Genomic DNA, 17,717 nt, shown 5'->3' on the forward strand with positions numbered 1-17,717 from the left:
GCCCCCCGGAAGGACTCACCATGGCGAACGGCGCGCTGACCCGAGACCCCCTCATCCGAGCGTTCGGCGCGGTGCTGCGGGGCCACCGCGAAGCGGCGAAGCTGTCACGTTCGGCGCTGGCCCAGGCGCTGGGTTGCACACCCCAGTGGATCGAAAAGCTCGAGACCGGCCTCCGCGCACCGTCGGAGGCGACCTCCGAGGACCTCGACACCTACTTCAAGACCCCAGAGACCTTCCACCGCATGTGGCTCGAGGTCCGCCGCGCCGGCAAACACGCCGAACTGCCGCCCGGCTTCTCCGGCTTCGTCGAACTGGAGGCCAAGGCGACCATGATGTGCATCTTCGAGAACATGGTCGTCACGGGCCTCTTCCAGACCCCGCAGTACGCCCATGAGGTGCTGAAGGTCGGCCGGAAATCCGAGGCGGTCGAGCGGCTGGTCGCCACACGAATCGAACGCCAGGCGATCCTCACTCGAGATGACCCACCCGAAATCGTCCTCGTCCTCGACGAAGGCGTCCTCCACCGCCCGATCGGTGACAAGGAGACCCGTAAAGAGCAGATCAACCACTTGATCAAGCTCGCCGAGGAGCCCAACATCACCGTACAAATCGTTTCGAGCCTAACTGGCAGCTATGCGGGTCTACCAGGAGCGTTCACTCTGTTGAGTTTCGACGATGGTCCAGATCTCGTGTATGTCGAAGGTCACGCGGAAGGCCAGGTGAACGACCAGCCCGAAAAAATTCACGTTCATGTATTAAGCTTCAGTTTGATCAGGGGTGCGGCTATGTCCGCAGATGACTCCCTGAAGTTGCTTCGTACGGTTTGGGAGGACCTATGAAGACTCTCGACGCGTCGGCCATCTTTTGGCGTAAGAGCAGCTTCAGTACGAACACAGGTGGCCAGTGTGTCGAAATTGCTGCGCTGTGGCGCAAGAGCAGCCACAGTGGCACTACAGGCGGCCAGTGTGTTGAGGTCGCGGCCGTCGTGTAGCCGACCCTGTTTCGTAGAACCGCGTTCGGTCGTCGGGGGTGCGGTGGCTTACGATCGGCTCCGTGACGGTTCGCGGGCTCATCACCGACTGGGGCGGCGTGCTCACCACGCCGCTGAAGGAAACGATCACGGCGTGGATCGAGGCGGACGACATCGATCCCGAGGCATACAAGCTGGTGATGCGGGAGTGGGTGAGCCAGGCGTACGCCGGCGACGTCGTCAACCCGATCCACGGGCTCGAGGATGGATCACTCAGCCCGGCGGAGTTCGAACGGCGGCTGGCCGAGCGGCTGCGGACCCGGACCGGCACGACGGTGCCCGCCGACGGGCTGCTGACCAGGATGTTCCTCGCGTTCGAACCCGTCGAGCCGATGTACGACGCGCTGCGGCGTGCCAAGGCCGCCGGCGTCCGTACGTGTCTGCTGTCGAACTCCTGGGGTAACACCTACCCGCGGGAGCTGTTCGCCGAGCTGTTCGACGCGGTCGTGATCTCTTCGGAGGTCAGGCTGCGCAAGCCCGACCCGGCGATCTTCCAGCACGCGCTGGAGCTGATCGGGCTGCCGGCCGAAGAGTGCGCGTTCGTCGACGACATCGAGCACAACGTGCGTGCCGCAGAGGAGCTCGGCATCACCGGCGTGCACTACATGGACACCGTGAGCACGGTCGCCCGGCTGGAGCGCCTGCTCGGCATCTCCTTGAGCTGATGCCGCATGCCGACTTGGGAGGGTTCCATGGCCCGCAGCGGGAAAGTCCTGCCCTTCACCTTCGGTTCCGCACGGTGAGCAAGGACAAGGGACGACACGGCGACTCCGATGACTTCGCGGGGATCAGCCGCACGGGCGCGGCCTTCCTCGTGACCGTCGTGGCCGTGGCACACCCCTGGCAGACGCTCAAGGAACTGCTCCCGGTGGTCCGTCGGCTGGGCCTCCGGGCGCTCAAACTCCCCCTGGTCCCCTTCGCGCTGGTGGCCGCAGTGCTGTGGTCGCGCCGAAAGAACCGAGGCCCCACCTTCGAGGACTACCTGCATGGCTTCGGCGAGGAAGAGGAAAGAGACCACCCGTGACCGAGGTCGACGAGTGACGGCGCCGTTCAACGTCGAGTGAGGCACTAGTCGGCGACGGAGCGCACATTCGCGGTCCCGTACTGGCACACTCTGAACGGTCATGCGCGTCTATCTACCGTCCACACTCAACGGCCTGGCCCGGATCCTCCGTGATCGCGAGCTCGGGCCGGTGCCGCTGACCGCCTATGCCGTGACTCCGGCGTTGCGGGAGTGGTATGCCTCCGCGGACCTCGAGGAGCTCGAGTACGCCGCGATGTCCGACGCCGCCAAGGCGTCCCTCCGGCTGCTGGCCGACGACCCGGAGGCGCCGTCCCGTCGCGTCGTCATCGTCGCCGAGGTGCCCGACCAGGCCGTCACCAACACCGTCGGCGACCTGGTCCACGCCGAGGACCGCGCGGTCGTACGGGTGTCGGAGCCGATCCCGTTCAACAAGGTCGTCTCCGGGCACATCGACGACGCGGAGGCCGAGCCGGACGTTCGCGCCGCGCGAGCCGCCATCGAGGCCGCCGACGCGGGCGACGAGGACGCCCGGTTCACCGTCGACGGTGCCGCCGGGCACGACCTCATGTGGTACGCCACCCAGGAACTGCGGCACCTCTTCCCCTGACACGCGGATCGGCCGTGGCTCCGGGAGTTCCCGGGGCCACGGCCGGCGGCGCTCACCGTCCTACTGGGTGGCCTGCTGGACGAAGGTGTTGGTGTAGGTCTTGCTCAGGTCGATCTGGTGGCCCTTGACGTCGGGGGAGAAGCTGCTCATGACGTTCAGGACCGTCTTGGGGCCGTCGGCCGGCATGAGCCCGTCCGGGCTGTACATGCCCTTCTCGTTCTGCAGCGCGGTGGTGTAGGCGGCCTTGCCGACTCCCGTGTAGTAGTTCGGCGGCATCTGCGCGGTGATGTCGGCCGCGCTGTGCGTGTTGATCCACTTCATCGTCTTGACGAACGCGTTCACCAGCTTCTGCACGGTCGCCTTGTGGGCCTCGACCCAGTCGGCGCGCATGTACAGGCAGGAGGAGGGGTACGTGCCGCCCAGCGCCTGGCGGGCCCCCTGCGCCGTGCGCATGTCGATGAGCGGCTGGGCGAGGTGCTTCTGCATCAGCGCGGTGATCGTCGGCTCGGTGGTCATGCCCGCGTCGATCTGGTGGTGCTGCATCGCCGCGATGAACGTCGGACCCGCCTCGACCGCGACCGAGGTGACCTGGTTCACCGGGACCCCGGCGTGCACGGCCAGCGCCTTGGTGAGGAAGTTCGTCGACGATCCGAGGCCGGTGACCCCGAGCTTCTTGCCCTTGAAGCCGGCTGCGGACTTGATCTGGCCGGCCTCGTCGGTGCGCACCATCTCGACCTCGCCGGGCGCCTGCAGCAGCTGGACGACCGACTCGGTCTGTTTGCCCTTGGCCTGGAGGTCGATGTTGTGGTCGTAGAAGCCGACGACCCCGTTGATGTTCCCGGCGAGCATCTGGCTCTCGGCCTCGACCCCGGCCGGCTCGTCGGACAGCTGGACGTTCAGGCCCTGGGCTTTGAAGTAGCCGAGCTGCTGGGTGAGCATGACGGGCAGATAGATCTGCTTGTCGAGCCCGCCGACCATGATCTTCACGGTGGAGGAGTCGCCGCCTCCGCCGCCGGAGCCTCCGCTGCCGGCGGAGGTCTTCGAGGCGCTGGAACCGCACGCGGCCGCGGACACGGCGAGCACGGCGGCGGCCATACTGATCATGACGTTACGTGGCAGGGACATTCGAGGATCTCCTTCACGGGTGATGCGACCGGGCGCGCCAGCAGGGGCCGCCGTGCCGCCGGGGGTTTCTCTACAGACCGGCTTCGGGGTCCCGGTCATTGGAAGGTCGCCAGGCCAGGAGACGGCGTTCGACCAGGTTGAGCAGGAACTCTGCGGCCAGGGCCATCACGGCGACGAGCAGGGTGCCGGCGTAGACGCCGTTCGGGTTGAAGTTGCCCTTCGCCTGGTTGATGAGCAGCCCCAGGCCGTGCTGGGCGCCGATGATCTCGCCGACGACCGCGCCGATCAGGGCGAAACCGAACGCGACGTGCAGGCTGGCGATGATCCACGTGAACGCGGACGGGAGGACCACCTGGGTCGTGACCTTCCACGGCGAGGCCCCGAGGATGCGGGCGTTGGCGATCAGGTTCCGGTCGACCTCGCGGGTGCCCTGGAAGGCGTTGAAGAACACCACGAAGAAGACCAGGACGACCGCGGTCGCCACCTTGCCGGGGATCGCGAGGCCGAACCACAGCGCGAAGATCGCCGCGAGCACGATCCGCGGGATGGAGTTGAAGAGCTTGATGAAGGGTCCGAAGACCGCGGCGAGGAAGCGCACGCGGCCGAGCGCGACGCCCAGCACGATTCCGGCCACCGAGCCGATCAGGAAGCCGAGGAGGGCCTCTTCCAGCGTCACCTCGAACTGCTGCCAGATGGAGCCGACGTCCGTACCGTGTTCGAACCAGTCGACGAGCTGTTTCCACACGCCGGACGGCTGGCCGTACAGGAAGGTGTCGATCCACTTCTTGCGGGCCGCCAGCTCCCAGGTGCCGAGCACGACGACGACCAGGGCCAGCTGAATGGACAGGATCGTCGCCCGGCTGTGCAGCCGGCTCCTCTTCGCCGCCCCTCCGGGGCGCGGGTCGCCGGTCGCCGCGTCTTTCGTGCCGGGTGCCGTCTCCAACTCGCTCATGCCGCCGCCTCGCCTGCGGTGCGGGCGTACGCGGCCTGGACCTCGTCGCGCAGCGATTCCCAGATCCGCTCGTAGATCTGGATGAACTGCGGCTCGAACTTGATCTCCTGGACGCGCCGCGGCCGGGGCAGATCGATGTGAAAGACGTCCTTGACGTTGCCGGGGCCGACCGTGAGGACGACGACCTTGTCGGCCAGGGCGATGGCCTCTTCCAGGTCGTGCGTGACGAACACGACCGAGGGCCGGGTCAGCTCCCACAGATCGAGCAGTTCGTCCGACATGATCTGCCGGGTCTGGACGTCGAGCGCGGAGAACGGCTCGTCCATCAGCAGGATCCGTGGTTCGTTGATCAGGGTCTGGGCGAGCGCCACGCGCTTGCGCATGCCGCCGGACAGTTGGTGTGGATAGTGGCCCTCGAAACCGGAGAGGCCGACGCGCCGCAGCCAGTCCCGCGCCCGATCGATGGCCTCCCGCTTGGTCACGCCCCGGAAGAGCGGCCCGGCGGCGACGTTGGCCAGCACCGACTTCCAGGGGAAGACGGCGTCCTGCTGGAACATGAAGCCCACCCGCGGGTCGATCCGGGTGACCGGCCTGCCGTCGATGGTGACCGTCCCGTCGCTCGCCTCCTCCAGGCCGGAGATGAGCGAGAGGGTGGTCGACTTGCCGCAGCCGGTGGGGCCGACCACGGCGCAGAACTCGCCGGGCGCCACCGTAAGATCGATGTCGCGCAGTGCGGTGTAGGTCGAACCGTCCGGCGTCCGGAATCGCTTGGTGACGTCGCGGAGTTCGATGGGCGGTGTCGCCTCGGGCTGGCTCATGGGTCCTCTCCCCGGTTCGTGTTGCGGAGACGTTAAGGAGCCCTCACGCCGGGTGGCGATCCTTGTGTTCGTTGTGGCGGATCTTCGGCTTTCTGATGGTTTTGAGCGTTTTGTTTATGGCCACGATTCGGACAAAACGGTCTTTTTGCTTACGTCCCTTGGCATACTCATGCCATGTGGTCCGCGGGCGGCCGGAAGCTGTCCACCCGTATCCTGACCAGCCAGCTCAGCATTCTTGCGGCGAGCATGCTGGTCGGGTTCGGGCTGTTCGCCCACGAAGAGCGGGCGAAACTGGACGATCAGTACCGCCAGCGCGCTCTCGCCATCGCCGAGACGGCGGCGGGCACGCCGGAGATCAGGGCGGCGATGGAGTACGGCGACGCCGGCGACGTGGTGCAGAGCACCGCAGAGCGGATGCGGAAGGCCGCCGGCGCGCGTTACATCGTCGTGCTGGATCTCCACGGGGTCCGCCACTCCCATCCCAACGCCGCGCTGATCGGGAAGCCGATCACCGAAACGCTCATCGCCGTCGACGGAAACGGCCACACCGGAATCGACGACGGCAGCCTCTGCCGGTCCGCCAACGGCAAGGCCCCGCTGTACGGGCCGTCCGGCGCGCTGGTCGGCGAGGTCTCCGCCGGCATCTGCGAGCGCGCCGTCTCCAGCGCGCTGTGGAGCGAACTGCCCGCCTTCGGCCTGTGGATGAGCATCGCGCTGGCCCTCGGCGCGGCCGTCTCGTACGGGCTCGCGTGGCAGCTCAAGCGGCGTACGTTCGGCCTCGAACTGGACGAGATCGCGGGGCTCCTGCAGGAACGCGAGGCGATGCTGCACGGGATCAAGGAAGGCGTGATCGGATTCGACCGTACGGGCCGGATCAGGATCGTGAACGACGAGGCCCGGCGCCTGCTCCAGCTCGGTACCGCGGTGCTCGGCAGGCCGCTGGACGAGGTCGTGCCGGCCGGGCGGCTGCGCGACGTCCTGGCCGGCGCCGACGGGGGCGTCGACGCCTCCGTGCTCACCGAAGAGCACTACCTGACGATCAACCGCCGGCCGGTGTGCCTGCGCGGCCAGGAACTCGGCGCTGTGGTGACGCTCCGGGACCGCACCGAGATGTCCGGGCTGTTGCGTGAGCTGGACGGCGTACGGGCGCTGACCGACGCCCTCCGCGCCCAGCAGCACGAGTTCTCCAACCGCATGCACACCGTCGCGGGGCTGCTGGAACTCGGCGACCATGACGAGGCGATCGCCTACCTCACCACCGCGCAGGGCGCGGAGGCGGCGCTGTCGGAGTCGCTGCGCGAACGCGTCGCGAACCCCCTGGTCGTCGGCCTGATCCTGGCGAAGTCCGTGGTCGCCGCCGAGCGCGGCGTCACCCTCACGCTCACCGAGGACTCCTGGCTGGGAGAGTCCCCCTCGCACATCCAGGCGGTACTCACGATCCTCGGCAACCTCGTGGACAACGCCATCGACGCCGTCGGGAGGCCGCGGCCGGGAGCACCGGCGGGGAGGCCCCCCGAGGTGACCGTTCGGCTCACCGACGGTGACGGGATCACGATGGTCGTCTCCGACACCGGGCCCGGCATCCCGCCCGGCCGCGCCGATCTGATCTTCACGGACGGGTACAGCACCAAGCACCCCGATCGCGGTGGCACGGACGACGCGAGGCGAGCGTTCGAGGTGCGCCGTCGTGGGCTCGGCCTGGCCATCGTCCGCCGGCTCGTCCGCCGGATCGGCGGCAGCATCCACGTCGGCGAGGGTCCCGGGGCCACCTTCACGGTGCGGCTGCCCGACTCCGCGCGACCCAACGAGCCCGGTCCGCCGCCACACGCGAAGGAGACGATCGGATGATCGGTGTGCTGGTCGCCGACGACGACTTCCACGTCGCCAAGATCCATGCGAAGTACGTCGAGCGCGTCCCGGGGTTCTCGGTCCTCGGGCAGGCGCACAGCGCCGCCGACGCGCTCACCGCCGTCGCCGAACTGCGTCCCGACCTGGTGCTGCTCGACATCTACCTGCCCGACGACAACGGCCTGAACGTCATCCGGCGGGTCCTCGACCAGGCGGCCCGTGACGACGGTTCCGCGCCTCCGGACTTCATCGTGATCAGCTCGGCCCGCGATGTGGCGAGCGTGCGACGGGCCATGCAACTCGGAACCGTGCACTATCTGGTCAAGCCCTTCGGCTTCGCGGCCCTGCGGGAGCGGCTGACCGCGTACGAGGAGCTCCACGCCCGGCTCACCACGCTGGACGACCAGACCGCCGATCAGGCCGACGTCGACGCGCTGTACGGCCTGCTCCGTGGGCCCGCGGCCCTGCCGTCGAGCCTGCCGAAGGGGCACTCGGCACCGACGCTGCAACGCGTCCGGGACGCCGTACGGTCGACGCCCGGTGACATGTCGGCCGCCGAGGTCGCCGCACTCGTGGGCATCAGCCGCCCGACCGCCCAGCGGTACCTCGCCTACCTGGCCCGGCACGGCGTCGTCGAGCTTCAGCTCCGCTACGGGGTGACCGGCCGTCCGGAGCATCGCTACAGCACGGCCCACTGACCCGCACCATGATCACGACGCGGCCCGGATCCGAGCCGGCTGCCTTATGCTCGGAACGCTATGACGCACATCGTGTGGGACTGGAACGGCACGCTTTTCAACGACCTCGATGCCACCGTGGATGCCACCAACGAGATCTTCAACTCGTACGGCCTGGCGCCGGTGGACCTGGATTCGTTCCGGGCGATCTACACCCGTCCGATCTGGGCCTGCTACGAGCGCATGCTCGGCCGCCCGCTGGAGGACGGGGAGTGGGAACGGCTCGATGCGGCGTACCACGACTCCTACCACCGGCTGATGGAGCGCTGCCGGCTCGCGGCGGACGCCCGGCACGCGATCGACGCCCTCGCCGACGCCGGGCACAGCCAGTCCCTGCTGTCGATGTGGCACCACGACCGGCTGACCGTCGCGGTCCGCGCGCACGGAATAGGGGAGGTCTTCCGCAGGGTGGACGGCCTGCGGCCGGGGGAGGCCGGTGGGTCGAAGGCGGAGTCCATGGTCCGGCACCTGTCCGCGTTGGGGGTCGACCCGGCCGAGGTGGTGGCGATCGGGGACAGCGTCGACGACGCGGTGGCCGCCCGGCACGCGGGGGCGCGCGCGGTCCTGTACACGGGAGGCATGCAGGGGAGGGCCGAGCTGGATCGGTTCGGGGTCCCCGTCGTGGACCGGCTCACCGAAATCTCTGCGTACATTTGACCTGCGTGAAGCGTTCTTTGTCCGCTTGAGGGCAGCATGCGAGGATGCACAGAGCGGTCCTCACAAGGGATCGTGCCCATGATCCCGACCCTGGGATCGACCTGACGACGCTGTCAGAAACCGCGCGGAGCTTTCTCATGGACGCTGTGACGAACGTACCGGTCCCCGTGAACGAGCCGGTGAGGGCGTACGCCCCCGGCAGCCAGGACCGGACCGCTCTCGAGGCGAAGATCAAGGAGCTCGCCGGCGAGCAGATCGACCTGACGATGACGATCGGCGGCGAGCAGCGGCTGGGCGGTGGACGGCCCATCGACACGGTGCAGCCGCACAAGCGCCATCACGTCCTCGGCCGGGCCCGGGAGGCCACCGACGACGACGTGCGCGCGGCCGTCGACGCCGCCAGGGAGGCCGCGCCGGCGTGGCGGGCCCTGTCGTTCGACGACCGGGCCGCGATCTTCCTCAGGGCGGCCGAGCTGCTGTCCGGCCCGTGGCGGTCCACGCTGAACGCCGCGACCATCCTCGGCCAGTCCAAGTCGGTGCAGCAGGCCGAGATCGACGCGGCGTGCGAGCTGATCGACTTCCTGCGCTTCAACGTCTCCTTCGCCCGCGAGCTGTACACCCAGCAGCCCATCAGCTCGCCCGGCGTGTGGAACCGCCTGGAGTACCGGCCGCTGGAGGGCTTCGTCACCGCGATCACGCCGTTCAACTTCACGGCGATCGCCGGCAACCTGCCGACCTCGCCCGCGCTGATGGGCAACGTCGTCGTGTGGAAGCCCTCGCCGACCCAGCAGTTCGCCGCGCACTTCACGATGCGCCTGCTGGAGGCGGCCGGCCTGCCGCCCGGCGTGATCAACCTGGTGACCGGGAACGGCGAGGCCGTCTCCAACGTCGCGCTGCGCCATCCGGACCTGGCGGGCATCCACTTCACCGGGTCCACCGCGACCTTCCAGCACCTGTGGCGCACCGTCGGGGAGAACATCTCCGGCTATCGCGCCTACCCCCGGCTGGTCGGCGAGACCGGCGGCAAGGACTTCGTCGTCGCCCACCCGTCGGCCGACCCGCGGGTGCTCGCCACCGCGCTGATCCGCGGCGCGTTCGAGTACCAGGGCCAGAAGTGCTCGGCCGCCTCGCGCGCGTACGTCCCGCGCTCGGTGTGGAACACCATGCGCGACGACTTCCTCGGCACCGTCGAGTCCCTGACCGTCGGGAACGTCGCCGAGGACCTGTCGGCCTTCATGGGCGCGGTGATCGACGACCGGGCGTTCGCCAAGCACCGGGCGGCCCTCGAGCGCGCCCGCTCCCACGACGGCGTCGACATCCTCGTCGGCGGCGGCCTCGACGACTCCGAGGGCTACTTCGTCCAGCCCACGGTCCTGCTCAGCGGCGACCCGGAGGACGAGATCTTCACCAAGGAGTACTTCGGCCCGATCCTCGGCGTCCACGTCTACGACGACGCCGACTACGACGCCGTGCTCACCCAGATGGAGAGCGCCGCGCCGTACGGGCTGACCGGCGCGGTCGTCGCCCAGGACCGCCAGGCCATCGCCGAGGCGTCGGAGAAGCTGCGGTTCGCCGCCGGCAACTTCTACGTCAACGACAAGCCGACCGGCGCGGTCGTCGGCCAGCAGCCGTTCGGCGGCGCGCGGGCGAGCGGCACCAACGACAAGGCCGGCTCGATCTTCAATCTGATCCGGTGGGTGAACACCCGCTCGATCAAGGAGACGTTCGTGCCGCCGACCGATCATCGGTATCCCCACATGGGGTGATCGCCTCGGCTCCCCCCGGCCGGTAACGTTCGTCTCGGACGGGCCATGGCATAGCCTGTGACCAGGCAGGATGCGTGGCACGCCTACGGCAGACCGGGGGGCTGTGTGGGGCGTCTGATGTCAGTGGCCGCCGTTGTCGCTTGTGCGGCGGCGGCGGGATTCGCGGTCAAGGCCCTGACCGTGCCCGAGTCGCATTCCGCACGCGTGGTCGACGTGGAGGGCGACGCCGACCTGGGCCGGCTCACGCTGCGCGCCGATCCCCGGCTGACCCCTGTGACGGGGGACCGGCTGGTGCCCGGAGAGCGGGCCGGCTACGACTTCAGCGTCACGAACGCCGGCCCGGACACCATCCGGCACGTCGTGGTCCGCAGCGTCAAGGTCGCCGCACCGGGGACCGACGACCGGCTGGCCGTCGTGTCCGTGAGCGACCCGTCATGCTGGGGGATCGGCCGGGTCGAGTGCATCTTCCAGGAGCTCGTCCCGGGACGGACCAGGACCGTCCACGTGGTCGTGAACACCCCGGCGGACCGGCCGCCGCGCGGCCGGATGACGATCCACACGTTCATGGGCCGCTTCACCGAGCCCGTCGGCGGGGCGATCCCGCTCGAGGTGATCGGCGACATCAAGGTGACGACGGGCCGCTTCCCCTGACGGTTTGCGTCGACGGGCCGTAGCCTCCACGATTGACCGGCGAGCCGACCGGTACTCGCAGGAGTACGTGCAGGAGACCGTCATGCCTCGTCTGGTGCTGTGGAACGTCGATCACACCCTGGTCGACGTCGGCAAGGTGACCCGGGAGGCGTACGCCGAGGCCTTCGAACGCGTCACCGGACGGCCGCTCGTCCGTCTCGCCCCGACCCACGGGCGCACCGAGTCGGAGATCATCTTCGAGACCCTGGCGTTCAACGACGTCGAGACCACCGAGGAGCACCTGCCGGCGTTCATGACCGCGCTGGCCGACGCGTTCTCGGCGCGCAAGGGGGCCGTCCGCAAGGAGGGCCGGGTGCTGCCCGGCGCCCGCGAGGCCCTCGCGGCGGTGGGCCGGCGGCGTGACGTGGTGCAGTCGGTCCTCACGGGCTCCATACAGCCGAACGCGATCACCAAGCTCAAGGCGCTCGGCCTCGACAAGTACCTCGACTTCAAGGTCGGCGGGTACGGCTCGGAGACCTACCCCAAGGCCGCCCTGGTCGAGCTGGCCCGCAGCCGGACGGGGGAGAAGTACGGCGCGGTGATCGCGGAGTCCGCGACCGTGCTCGTGGCCGACTCGCCGCGCGACGTGCAGGCGGCCCGGATCGCCCAGGCGAAGATGATCGCGGTGGCGACCGGCACGGCCACCCAGGCGGAGCTGCGTTCCGCGGGCGCGGACGTCGTGCTGCCGAGCCTCGCCGAGACCGATCAGGTCGTCGCCGCGATCGAGGACCTCACCTCCGGCGCCTGACGAGCGATCAGGCCGGCCTGCGGGCCGTGAAGTTCACCCGGCCGGGCACCGTCCACACGCGGACGTCCTCGAAGCCCGCCGCCGTGAGCCGCTCCGGAAGCGTACGCGGGTCGACCGGCACCATCGTGTCCCGTAGATGGATCAGCCGGAACCGCAGGCTCGGCTGCCCGTCACTGCCCGCGAAGACGCCGCCGGGGCGCAGGACCCGGCAGGCCTCGGCGAAGATCCTGTCCTGCAGGGCGGGCGTCGGGACGTGGTGCAGCATCGTGAAGCAGACGACGCCCGTGAACGACGCGTCGGGGAACGGCATGTCCGCGGCGTCGCCGTGGACGATCTCGGTGTCGAGTTTCCGCCGCAGGAGGGCGACGTAGCGCTCGTCGACCTCGAGGGCGGTCAGCCGGGGCACCCGCTCGGCGAGCAGGCGGGTGGTGACGCCGAGTCCGGGCCCGATCTCCAGCACCTCCCCGCCCAGGTCGAGGCCGTCGAGCACGGCCGGGAACAGCCCCGTCCGCACCTTCTCGGCCCACTTGTCCGAGGCGCAGATCCGATCATGCAGCAGGTTCATGCCCCGGAAGCTACGTCGCAGGGCCGTGGCCGGATCGTTCTATCCTGCCGGGTGATGTCGCGAAACAGTCAGCAGGGCGACGGCACGATCCTCGTCGCCGCCTTCGACACGGCCGGTTGGCAGTTCGACCGGCATCACCACGGGGAGAACCAGCTCGCCTGGGCCGCCACCGGAGTCCTCACGGTGTCCACCGAGGAGACCGCGTGGGTGCTCCCGCCGACCCGCGCGCTGTGGATCCCCGCCGGGGTCGAGCACGTGACGGACGCCGACCGCCGTACGACCTTCCACAGCGTCTACCTCGCCGCCGAACGCGGGCCTCGCTGGACGGTGCCGACGCCCGTCACGATCACCCCGCTCGCGCGGGAACTGATGCTGCACCTCGCCCGGCCCGGGATCGACCACGCCACCCGCCGCCGCGCGGAGGACGTCCTGCTCGACCAGTTCGCCGCCGTGCCCGCGATGACGATCACGGTGCCGATGCCCACGGACCCGCGGGCCCTGGACGTGGCCCGCGCGCTGATCGCCGACCCCGGCGACCCGATGACGCTGGGGGAGTGGGGACGGCGGGTCGGCGCGGGGGAGCGGACCCTCGCCCGGATCTTCGTCGCGGAGACGGGGATGACGTTCGGCCGCTGGCGTACGCAGGCCCGGCTGCGTGCGGCGCTGGTCCTCCTCGCGCGGGGAACGCCCGTCGCGACCGTCGCCCGGCGCGTCGGGTACGCGACGCCCAGCGCGTTCGTAGCGGTTTTCCACAGGGCACTCGGAGTCCCTCCGGGCGCGTACTTCGGCACGCGATAACGTCCGAACAACGGCCGTTTGCGGCCCGGTGGCCGTCGGCTCGATGCTGGAGCCACGAGACTGCGAGGAGGCGTGCCGTGTCCGTTGCCGAGGGTGACCTGCTGTGGGAACCGTCCGAGGAGGTCCGCCGGACCGCCCGTGTCGCCCGTTTCATGCGTGAGCGCGGGTTCGGTTCGTATGACGAGCTGTGGCGGTGGTCCGTCACCGACCTGGACGGCTTCTGGCACGCGATCTGGGCGTACTTCGGCGTGCTGGGCGAGCGCGGCGATGGGCCGGTGCTCGAGCGGGCGGAGATGCCGGACGCCCGCTGGTTCCCCGGCGCGACGCTCAACCACGCGCGGAACATGCTGCGCCGGGCCGAGGAGGACCCGGACGCGACGGCGGTGGTGTTCCGTACGGAGGCCGACGACGACGGCGGGCCGCCCCGATCGAGGACGCTGACCTATCGGGAGCTCGGCGCCGAGGTCGCCGAGGTGCGCGCGGGGCTGCGCGCGCTCGGCGTCGGCCGGGGCGACCGCGTGGCGGCGTACGTGCCGAACATCCCCGAGGCGCTGGTCGCCTTCCTCGCGACCGCGTCCCTCGGCGCGATCTGGTCGTCGTGCTCGCCGGACTTCGGCGCGCCGAGCGTGATCGACCGGTTCACCCAGATCGAGCCGAAGGTGCTGATCGCGGTGGACGGATACGCCTACAACGGCAGGCGCTTCGACCGGTCCGCGGTGGTCCGCGACATCCAGGCGTCGCTGCCCACGCTGGAGGCCACGGTCACGATCCCGTACCTCGAGCCGGAGGCCGACGCGATCGGCGCGGACCGCGCGCTCCGGTACGCCGACCTGCGGCGCTCCGGAGAGCCGCTCGCCTTCGAGGAGGTGCCGTTCGACCATCCGCTGTGGATCCTGTACTCCTCGGGCACCACCGGGCTGCCCAAGCCCATCGTGCACGGTCACGGCGGCGTCGTCCTGGAGCACCTGAAGTCCCTCAGCTTCCAGCAGGACCTCGGCCCCGGCGACGTGTTCTTCTGGTACACCACGACCGGCTGGATGATGTGGAACTACCTCATCGGCGGCCTGCTCGTCGGCGCCACGGTCGTGCTGTACGACGGCGCGCCCGGCGGTGACACGCTGTGGCGGCTGGCCGCCGACACCGGGGTCACCTATTTCGGGGTCGGCGCGCCGTACGTCCTGGCGTCGATGAAGGCGGGCTCCGACCCCGCCCGGGAGTACGACCTGTCCCGGATCAGGGGGATCGGCTCGACCGGCTCGCCGCTGCCTCCGGAGGGCTTCCGCTGGCTGTACGACCACGTCGGACGCGACCTGCTCGTCGGCTCCTTCTCCGGTGGCACGGACGTGGCGACCGGCTTCGTCGGGCCGTGCCCGCTGCTGCCGCTGCGCGCCGGCGTGATCCAGTGCCGGGGGCTCGGCGCGAAGGTCGAGGCGTACGACGAGAAGGGCGATCCGGTCATCGGCGAGGTCGGCGAGCTGGTGCTCACCGAGCCGATGCCGTCCATGCCGATCTACTTCTGGAACGACGAGAACGGCGACCGCTACCGCGACTCGTACTTCGGGGTGTATCCCGGCGTCTGGCGCCACGGCGACTGGATCAAGATCCTGCCCGACGGCGGCTGCGTGATCTACGGGCGGTCCGACTCCACCCTCAACCGCGGCGGCGTCCGCATGGGCACCGCCGACTTCTACCGCGTCGTCGAGGGGTTCGAGGAGATCGCCGACTCGCTGGTCGTCGACACCGGCCGGCTGGGCCAGGAGGGCCGGCTGCTGCTGTACGTCCAGCTCGCCGAGGGTGTCGCCCTGTCCGACGACCTGGTCGGCCGGCTCCGCACCGCGCTGCGGTCGACGCTGTCGCCCCGGCACGTCCCCGACGAGATCCGGGTGGTGCCCGGAGTCCCGCGGACGCTGTCCGGTAAGAAGCTCGAGGTTCCAGTCCGTAAGATCTTGCTCGGCACGCCCATCGACAAGGCTGCGAATCCGGACGCGATGGCCAATCCCGAGGTGCTGCGGCATTTCACGCCGGATTCGTAACCCGCCGCCGAGCCGGGCGCGTCTCTTGTATGGGACATGTCCGTCACCTGGTACGGCCCGCTCTGGGCCTGCGGAGTCGGTGAGGGATATGTTCTGCAGATGCGGTTCGTCGTCTACGGCCGGATCGGCGGGTTGACCTGGGCTGACAACCCCGGTCGATTGAACCGGCCGGACGCCGACCGCGTCTCAACCGGTATGCCCGACCGTGGGGACGGTCGGCGGGGAGCTTACGGAAGGGATGCGGACGGCCATGGACCGGACTGCGGCGGACCACAACGCGATCCCCCTGCAGCCAAGGGATCCTCGGCGGCTGGGGGCGTACGACGTCATCGGCCGGTTGGGGAGGGGCGGCCAGGGCGCCGTCTTCCTGGGCACGTCCCCGGAGGGCACCCAGGTCGCGATCAAACTCCTCCACCCCGAACTGGCCCAGGACGCCAACGCGCGAGCCCGCTTCGTCCGTGAGGTGACCGCCGCCAAGCGGGTCGCGCGGTTCTGCACGGCGCAGGTGCTCGACGCCGACGTCGAGGGCGACCGGCCCTACATCGTCAGCGAATACGTCCCGGGACGGTCGCTGTACGACCTGATCAAGGAGAGCGGGCCGCTCAGCGGCGCGCCCCTCGAACGCCTGGCGATCGGCACGGCCACCGCGCTCGTCGCCATCCACCAGGCGGGCGTCGTGCACCGCGATCTCAAACCGCACAACGTCCTGATCGGGCCCGACGGCCCGCGGGTCATCGACTTCGGCATCGCGAAGGCGCTGGACACCACCGCGACGGTGTCGAGCCGGATCGTGGGCACACCCGCCTACATGGCCCCCGAGCAGATCCGCGGCGAGACGGTCGGCCCGGCCACCGACGTCTTCGCGTGGGCCGCCACGATCGTCTTCGCGGCCACGGGCGCCCCGCCGTTCGGCAGCGACGCGATCTCCGTGGTGGTCAGCCGCATCCTGCTCGAGGAGCCCGCGCTCGGCGACCTGCCCGCCTCGCTCCGCGCGCTCGTCGCCGGATGCCTGCAGAAGGACCCCGCGGACCGGCTCACCGCCAGCGCCCTCCTGCTGTACCTGCTCGGCGGCGGTCAGGAGGCTCGTCCCCAGGAGCCGCACACCGAGGTGCTGCCGGCGGTCGATGAGACCATGGCCGACGCGGGCCCCGCGACGGTCCCCGCCGACCTGCTCGAACACGCCGCCACGGTCGCGGCCTACCGGACGCCCCCCATGGGCACGACCATGCCCGGCGCCGCGGCGGCGACCCACAAGACGCCCGTCGGGGCTCCGAAGACCCCCGCCGGCACCCACAAGCCCCCCGTCGGGGCTCCGAAGCCCCCTGTGGGGGCTCCCGTGCCGCCCGCCGGGATCCGCACGGGGGCCGCCGACGCGCCCACGGCGCCCGTCACGGCACAGGGAATGCCCGACCCGGGCCGCTGGACCGCCCATCTCGGCGCGGCCGGGGAGACGCCGGGCGCACGGACTCCGTATGCCGGCGCGGGCGAGCCGACGTCGCTGTCCGGCACGGCGGCGCGTGGCCGCTGGTCCGGGCTGTCGCGCGGTCGCCGGGCGCTCGCCGCAGCCGGTGCGGCGGTCGTCGCGGCCGCGGCGATCGTCAGCGCGATCGCGCTGACCTCCAACGCGGACGACCACTCCGGGCAGCGGACCGGCTACCAGCCGCAGGGCACCCAGAGCCACTCCTCCCCGTCGCAGACCCGGCGGACCTACGGAGGCGTGCCGGTGCACCCGGAGCCCAGCCACACGTCGTCCTGGACCCCCACGCCGACGGACTCCGAGCCCTCGACCTCCCCGGATCCGTCCACCTCGCCGACTCCGAGCACGGGTTCGAGCGGCAGCACGACGCCCACACCGGGCGGCGGCACCCACACTCCCGGTGGCGGCACCCACACGCCGGGTGGCGGCACCCACACTCCCGGCGGTGGCGCGACTCACACTCCGGGCGGCGGCACGACTCCCGGCAGCGGGGGCGGCGCCACGCACGGATCCGGGAGCGGTGTCGGCACGGGGACCGGCGGCTCCGGCTCAACCGGCGGCGGCAAGGCGTCCCACGCCGCCCCTGATGCCCATTCCGGGGCCACTACCAGCGCCGGGGGCCAGTGAATCCGCCTCACCGAGTCGGCTGATTTCGGTTTTCGCGTTAACCTGACCGCCGTGAGCACAACACCACAACGGCGTGGTGCGGCCGCGTCCGATTCCGGCGTGTCCGGATTCGGGTCCGGCATGCCCGGGCGTAGCTTCGTAATCCTTCCGCGAAAACACGGTCCCTCCGCCGGGAACGCCGACAGCCCGCGTTCCCCGAAGCCGGTGCCCGACCG

18 protein-coding genes are annotated in these 17,717 nt (G+C 70.2%); 14 read left to right on the top strand and 4 right to left on the bottom strand.

What is annotated here, in order from left to right; genetic code table 11:
- The first annotated feature begins 20 nt into the window (after positions 1-20).
- From ACYVF7_RS08985 to ACYVF7_RS09005, 5 genes are all read left to right on the top strand, one after another.
- Positions 21-839, top strand: coding sequence for a helix-turn-helix domain-containing protein (locus ACYVF7_RS08985; RefSeq protein ID WP_460337629.1), 819 nt, complete (start codon positions 21-23; stop codon positions 837-839).
- Positions 836-991 (top strand): DUF397 domain-containing protein, encoded by a 156-nt coding sequence (locus ACYVF7_RS08990; RefSeq protein ID WP_460337632.1) that lies wholly within the window; start codon positions 836-838, stop codon positions 989-991. Before ACYVF7_RS08985 ends, ACYVF7_RS08990 begins: the two co-directional genes overlap by 4 nt.
- Positions 992-1,053: 62 nt before the next feature.
- Positions 1,054-1,695, top strand: a complete 642-nt coding sequence (locus ACYVF7_RS08995; protein WP_460337635.1) for an HAD family hydrolase — start codon at positions 1,054-1,056, stop codon at positions 1,693-1,695.
- A 74-nt stretch (positions 1,696-1,769) separates the two neighbouring features.
- Positions 1,770-2,054, top strand: coding sequence for a hypothetical protein (locus ACYVF7_RS09000; protein ID WP_460337638.1), 285 nt, complete (start codon positions 1,770-1,772; stop codon positions 2,052-2,054).
- Between the two features lie 100 nt (positions 2,055-2,154).
- Positions 2,155-2,661 carry a DUF6912 family protein gene (locus tag ACYVF7_RS09005; protein WP_460337641.1) on the top strand — a complete coding sequence of 169 codons (507 nt, stop codon included), beginning with the start codon at positions 2,155-2,157 and terminating at the stop codon, positions 2,659-2,661.
- A gap of 60 nt (positions 2,662-2,721) precedes the next feature.
- On the opposite strand, the gene ACYVF7_RS09010 is transcribed toward ACYVF7_RS09005, so the two are convergent.
- The 3 genes from ACYVF7_RS09010 to ACYVF7_RS09020 form a co-directional block, all read right to left on the bottom strand.
- Positions 2,722-3,786 (bottom strand): ABC transporter substrate-binding protein, encoded by a 1,065-nt coding sequence (locus ACYVF7_RS09010; RefSeq protein WP_460337644.1) that lies wholly within the window; start codon positions 3,784-3,786, stop codon positions 2,722-2,724.
- Between the two features lie 70 nt (positions 3,787-3,856).
- Complete coding sequence (locus tag ACYVF7_RS09015; protein WP_460337647.1) at positions 3,857-4,738, bottom strand: ABC transporter permease; 882 nt, start codon at positions 4,736-4,738, stop codon at positions 3,857-3,859.
- Entirely contained in the window at positions 4,735-5,556 is an 822-nt protein-coding gene (locus tag ACYVF7_RS09020) for an ABC transporter ATP-binding protein (protein WP_460337650.1), read from the bottom strand. Before ACYVF7_RS09020 ends, ACYVF7_RS09015 begins: the two co-directional genes overlap by 4 nt.
- A gap of 174 nt (positions 5,557-5,730) precedes the next feature.
- Between ACYVF7_RS09020 and ACYVF7_RS09025 the strand changes: the two genes are divergently transcribed.
- The 6 genes from ACYVF7_RS09025 (at position 5,731) to ACYVF7_RS09050 (ending at position 12,002) form a co-directional block, all read left to right on the top strand.
- A complete protein-coding gene (locus tag ACYVF7_RS09025) occupies positions 5,731-7,404 on the top strand; it encodes an ATP-binding protein (RefSeq protein WP_460337653.1) in 1,674 nt (557 codons plus the stop codon).
- Positions 7,401-8,102, top strand: a complete 702-nt coding sequence (locus ACYVF7_RS09030; RefSeq protein ID WP_460337656.1) for a response regulator — start codon at positions 7,401-7,403, stop codon at positions 8,100-8,102. Before ACYVF7_RS09025 ends, ACYVF7_RS09030 begins: the two co-directional genes overlap by 4 nt.
- 60 nt (positions 8,103-8,162) lie before the next feature.
- Complete coding sequence (locus ACYVF7_RS09035) at positions 8,163-8,798, top strand: HAD family hydrolase (protein ID WP_460337659.1); 636 nt, start codon at positions 8,163-8,165, stop codon at positions 8,796-8,798.
- 137 nt (positions 8,799-8,935) lie between these two features.
- Complete coding sequence (gene pruA, locus ACYVF7_RS09040) at positions 8,936-10,564, top strand: L-glutamate gamma-semialdehyde dehydrogenase (protein ID WP_460337662.1); 1,629 nt, start codon at positions 8,936-8,938, stop codon at positions 10,562-10,564.
- 123 nt (positions 10,565-10,687) lie between these two features.
- The gene (locus ACYVF7_RS09045) at positions 10,688-11,215 is read left to right on the top strand and encodes a hypothetical protein (protein WP_460337665.1); all 528 of its coding nucleotides are present in this window, start codon (positions 10,688-10,690) and stop codon (positions 11,213-11,215) included.
- Between the two features lie 82 nt (positions 11,216-11,297).
- Positions 11,298-12,002 (top strand): HAD family hydrolase, encoded by a 705-nt coding sequence (locus ACYVF7_RS09050; RefSeq protein ID WP_460337667.1) that lies wholly within the window; start codon positions 11,298-11,300, stop codon positions 12,000-12,002.
- 7 nt (positions 12,003-12,009) lie between these two features.
- Here the strand turns inward: ACYVF7_RS09050 and ACYVF7_RS09055 are convergent, their stop codons facing one another.
- The gene (locus tag ACYVF7_RS09055) at positions 12,010-12,567 is read right to left on the bottom strand and encodes a class I SAM-dependent methyltransferase (protein WP_460337670.1); all 558 of its coding nucleotides are present in this window, start codon (positions 12,565-12,567) and stop codon (positions 12,010-12,012) included.
- Positions 12,568-12,621: 54 nt separating this feature from the next.
- On the opposite strand from ACYVF7_RS09055, the gene ACYVF7_RS09060 reads away from it, so the two are divergent.
- The 3 genes from ACYVF7_RS09060 (at position 12,622) to ACYVF7_RS09070 (ending at position 17,502) form a co-directional block, all read left to right on the top strand.
- Complete coding sequence (locus ACYVF7_RS09060) at positions 12,622-13,365, top strand: AraC family transcriptional regulator (protein ID WP_460337674.1); 744 nt, start codon at positions 12,622-12,624, stop codon at positions 13,363-13,365.
- A 77-nt stretch (positions 13,366-13,442) separates the two neighbouring features.
- Positions 13,443-15,398 (top strand): acetoacetate--CoA ligase, encoded by a 1,956-nt coding sequence (locus ACYVF7_RS09065; protein ID WP_460337677.1) that lies wholly within the window; start codon positions 13,443-13,445, stop codon positions 15,396-15,398.
- A 250-nt stretch (positions 15,399-15,648) separates the two neighbouring features.
- The gene (locus ACYVF7_RS09070; RefSeq protein WP_460337680.1) at positions 15,649-17,502 is read left to right on the top strand and encodes a serine/threonine-protein kinase; all 1,854 of its coding nucleotides are present in this window, start codon (positions 15,649-15,651) and stop codon (positions 17,500-17,502) included.
- Positions 17,503-17,717: the final 215 nt, after the last annotated feature.

It is taken from the genome of Actinoallomurus acanthiterrae (assembly GCF_054775715.1).

Bases quoted from the DNA above. Each gene is read 5' to 3' on its own strand.
- ACYVF7_RS08985 (WP_460337629.1), top strand. From the start codon at position 21: ATGGCGAACGGCGCGCTGACCCGAGACCCCCTCATCCGAGCGTTCGGC.
- ACYVF7_RS08990 (WP_460337632.1), top strand. From the start codon at position 836: ATGAAGACTCTCGACGCGTCGGCCATCTTTTGGCGTAAGAGCAGCTTC.
- ACYVF7_RS09005 (WP_460337641.1), top strand. From the start codon at position 2,155: ATGCGCGTCTATCTACCGTCCACACTCAACGGCCTGGCCCGGATCCTC.
- ACYVF7_RS09010 (WP_460337644.1), bottom strand. From the start codon at position 3,786: ATGTCCCTGCCACGTAACGTCATGATCAGTATGGCCGCCGCCGTGCTC.
- ACYVF7_RS09015 (WP_460337647.1), bottom strand. From the start codon at position 4,738: ATGAGCGAGTTGGAGACGGCACCCGGCACGAAAGACGCGGCGACCGGC.
- ACYVF7_RS09020 (WP_460337650.1), bottom strand. From the start codon at position 5,556: ATGAGCCAGCCCGAGGCGACACCGCCCATCGAACTCCGCGACGTCACC.
- ACYVF7_RS09025 (WP_460337653.1), top strand. From the start codon at position 5,731: ATGTGGTCCGCGGGCGGCCGGAAGCTGTCCACCCGTATCCTGACCAGC.
- ACYVF7_RS09030 (WP_460337656.1), top strand. From the start codon at position 7,401: ATGATCGGTGTGCTGGTCGCCGACGACGACTTCCACGTCGCCAAGATC.
- ACYVF7_RS09035 (WP_460337659.1), top strand. From the start codon at position 8,163: ATGACGCACATCGTGTGGGACTGGAACGGCACGCTTTTCAACGACCTC.
- pruA (WP_460337662.1), top strand. From the start codon at position 8,936: ATGGACGCTGTGACGAACGTACCGGTCCCCGTGAACGAGCCGGTGAGG.
- ACYVF7_RS09050 (WP_460337667.1), top strand. From the start codon at position 11,298: ATGCCTCGTCTGGTGCTGTGGAACGTCGATCACACCCTGGTCGACGTC.
- ACYVF7_RS09055 (WP_460337670.1), bottom strand. From the start codon at position 12,567: ATGAACCTGCTGCATGATCGGATCTGCGCCTCGGACAAGTGGGCCGAG.
- ACYVF7_RS09060 (WP_460337674.1), top strand. From the start codon at position 12,622: ATGTCGCGAAACAGTCAGCAGGGCGACGGCACGATCCTCGTCGCCGCC.
- ACYVF7_RS09070 (WP_460337680.1), top strand. From the start codon at position 15,649: ATGGACCGGACTGCGGCGGACCACAACGCGATCCCCCTGCAGCCAAGG.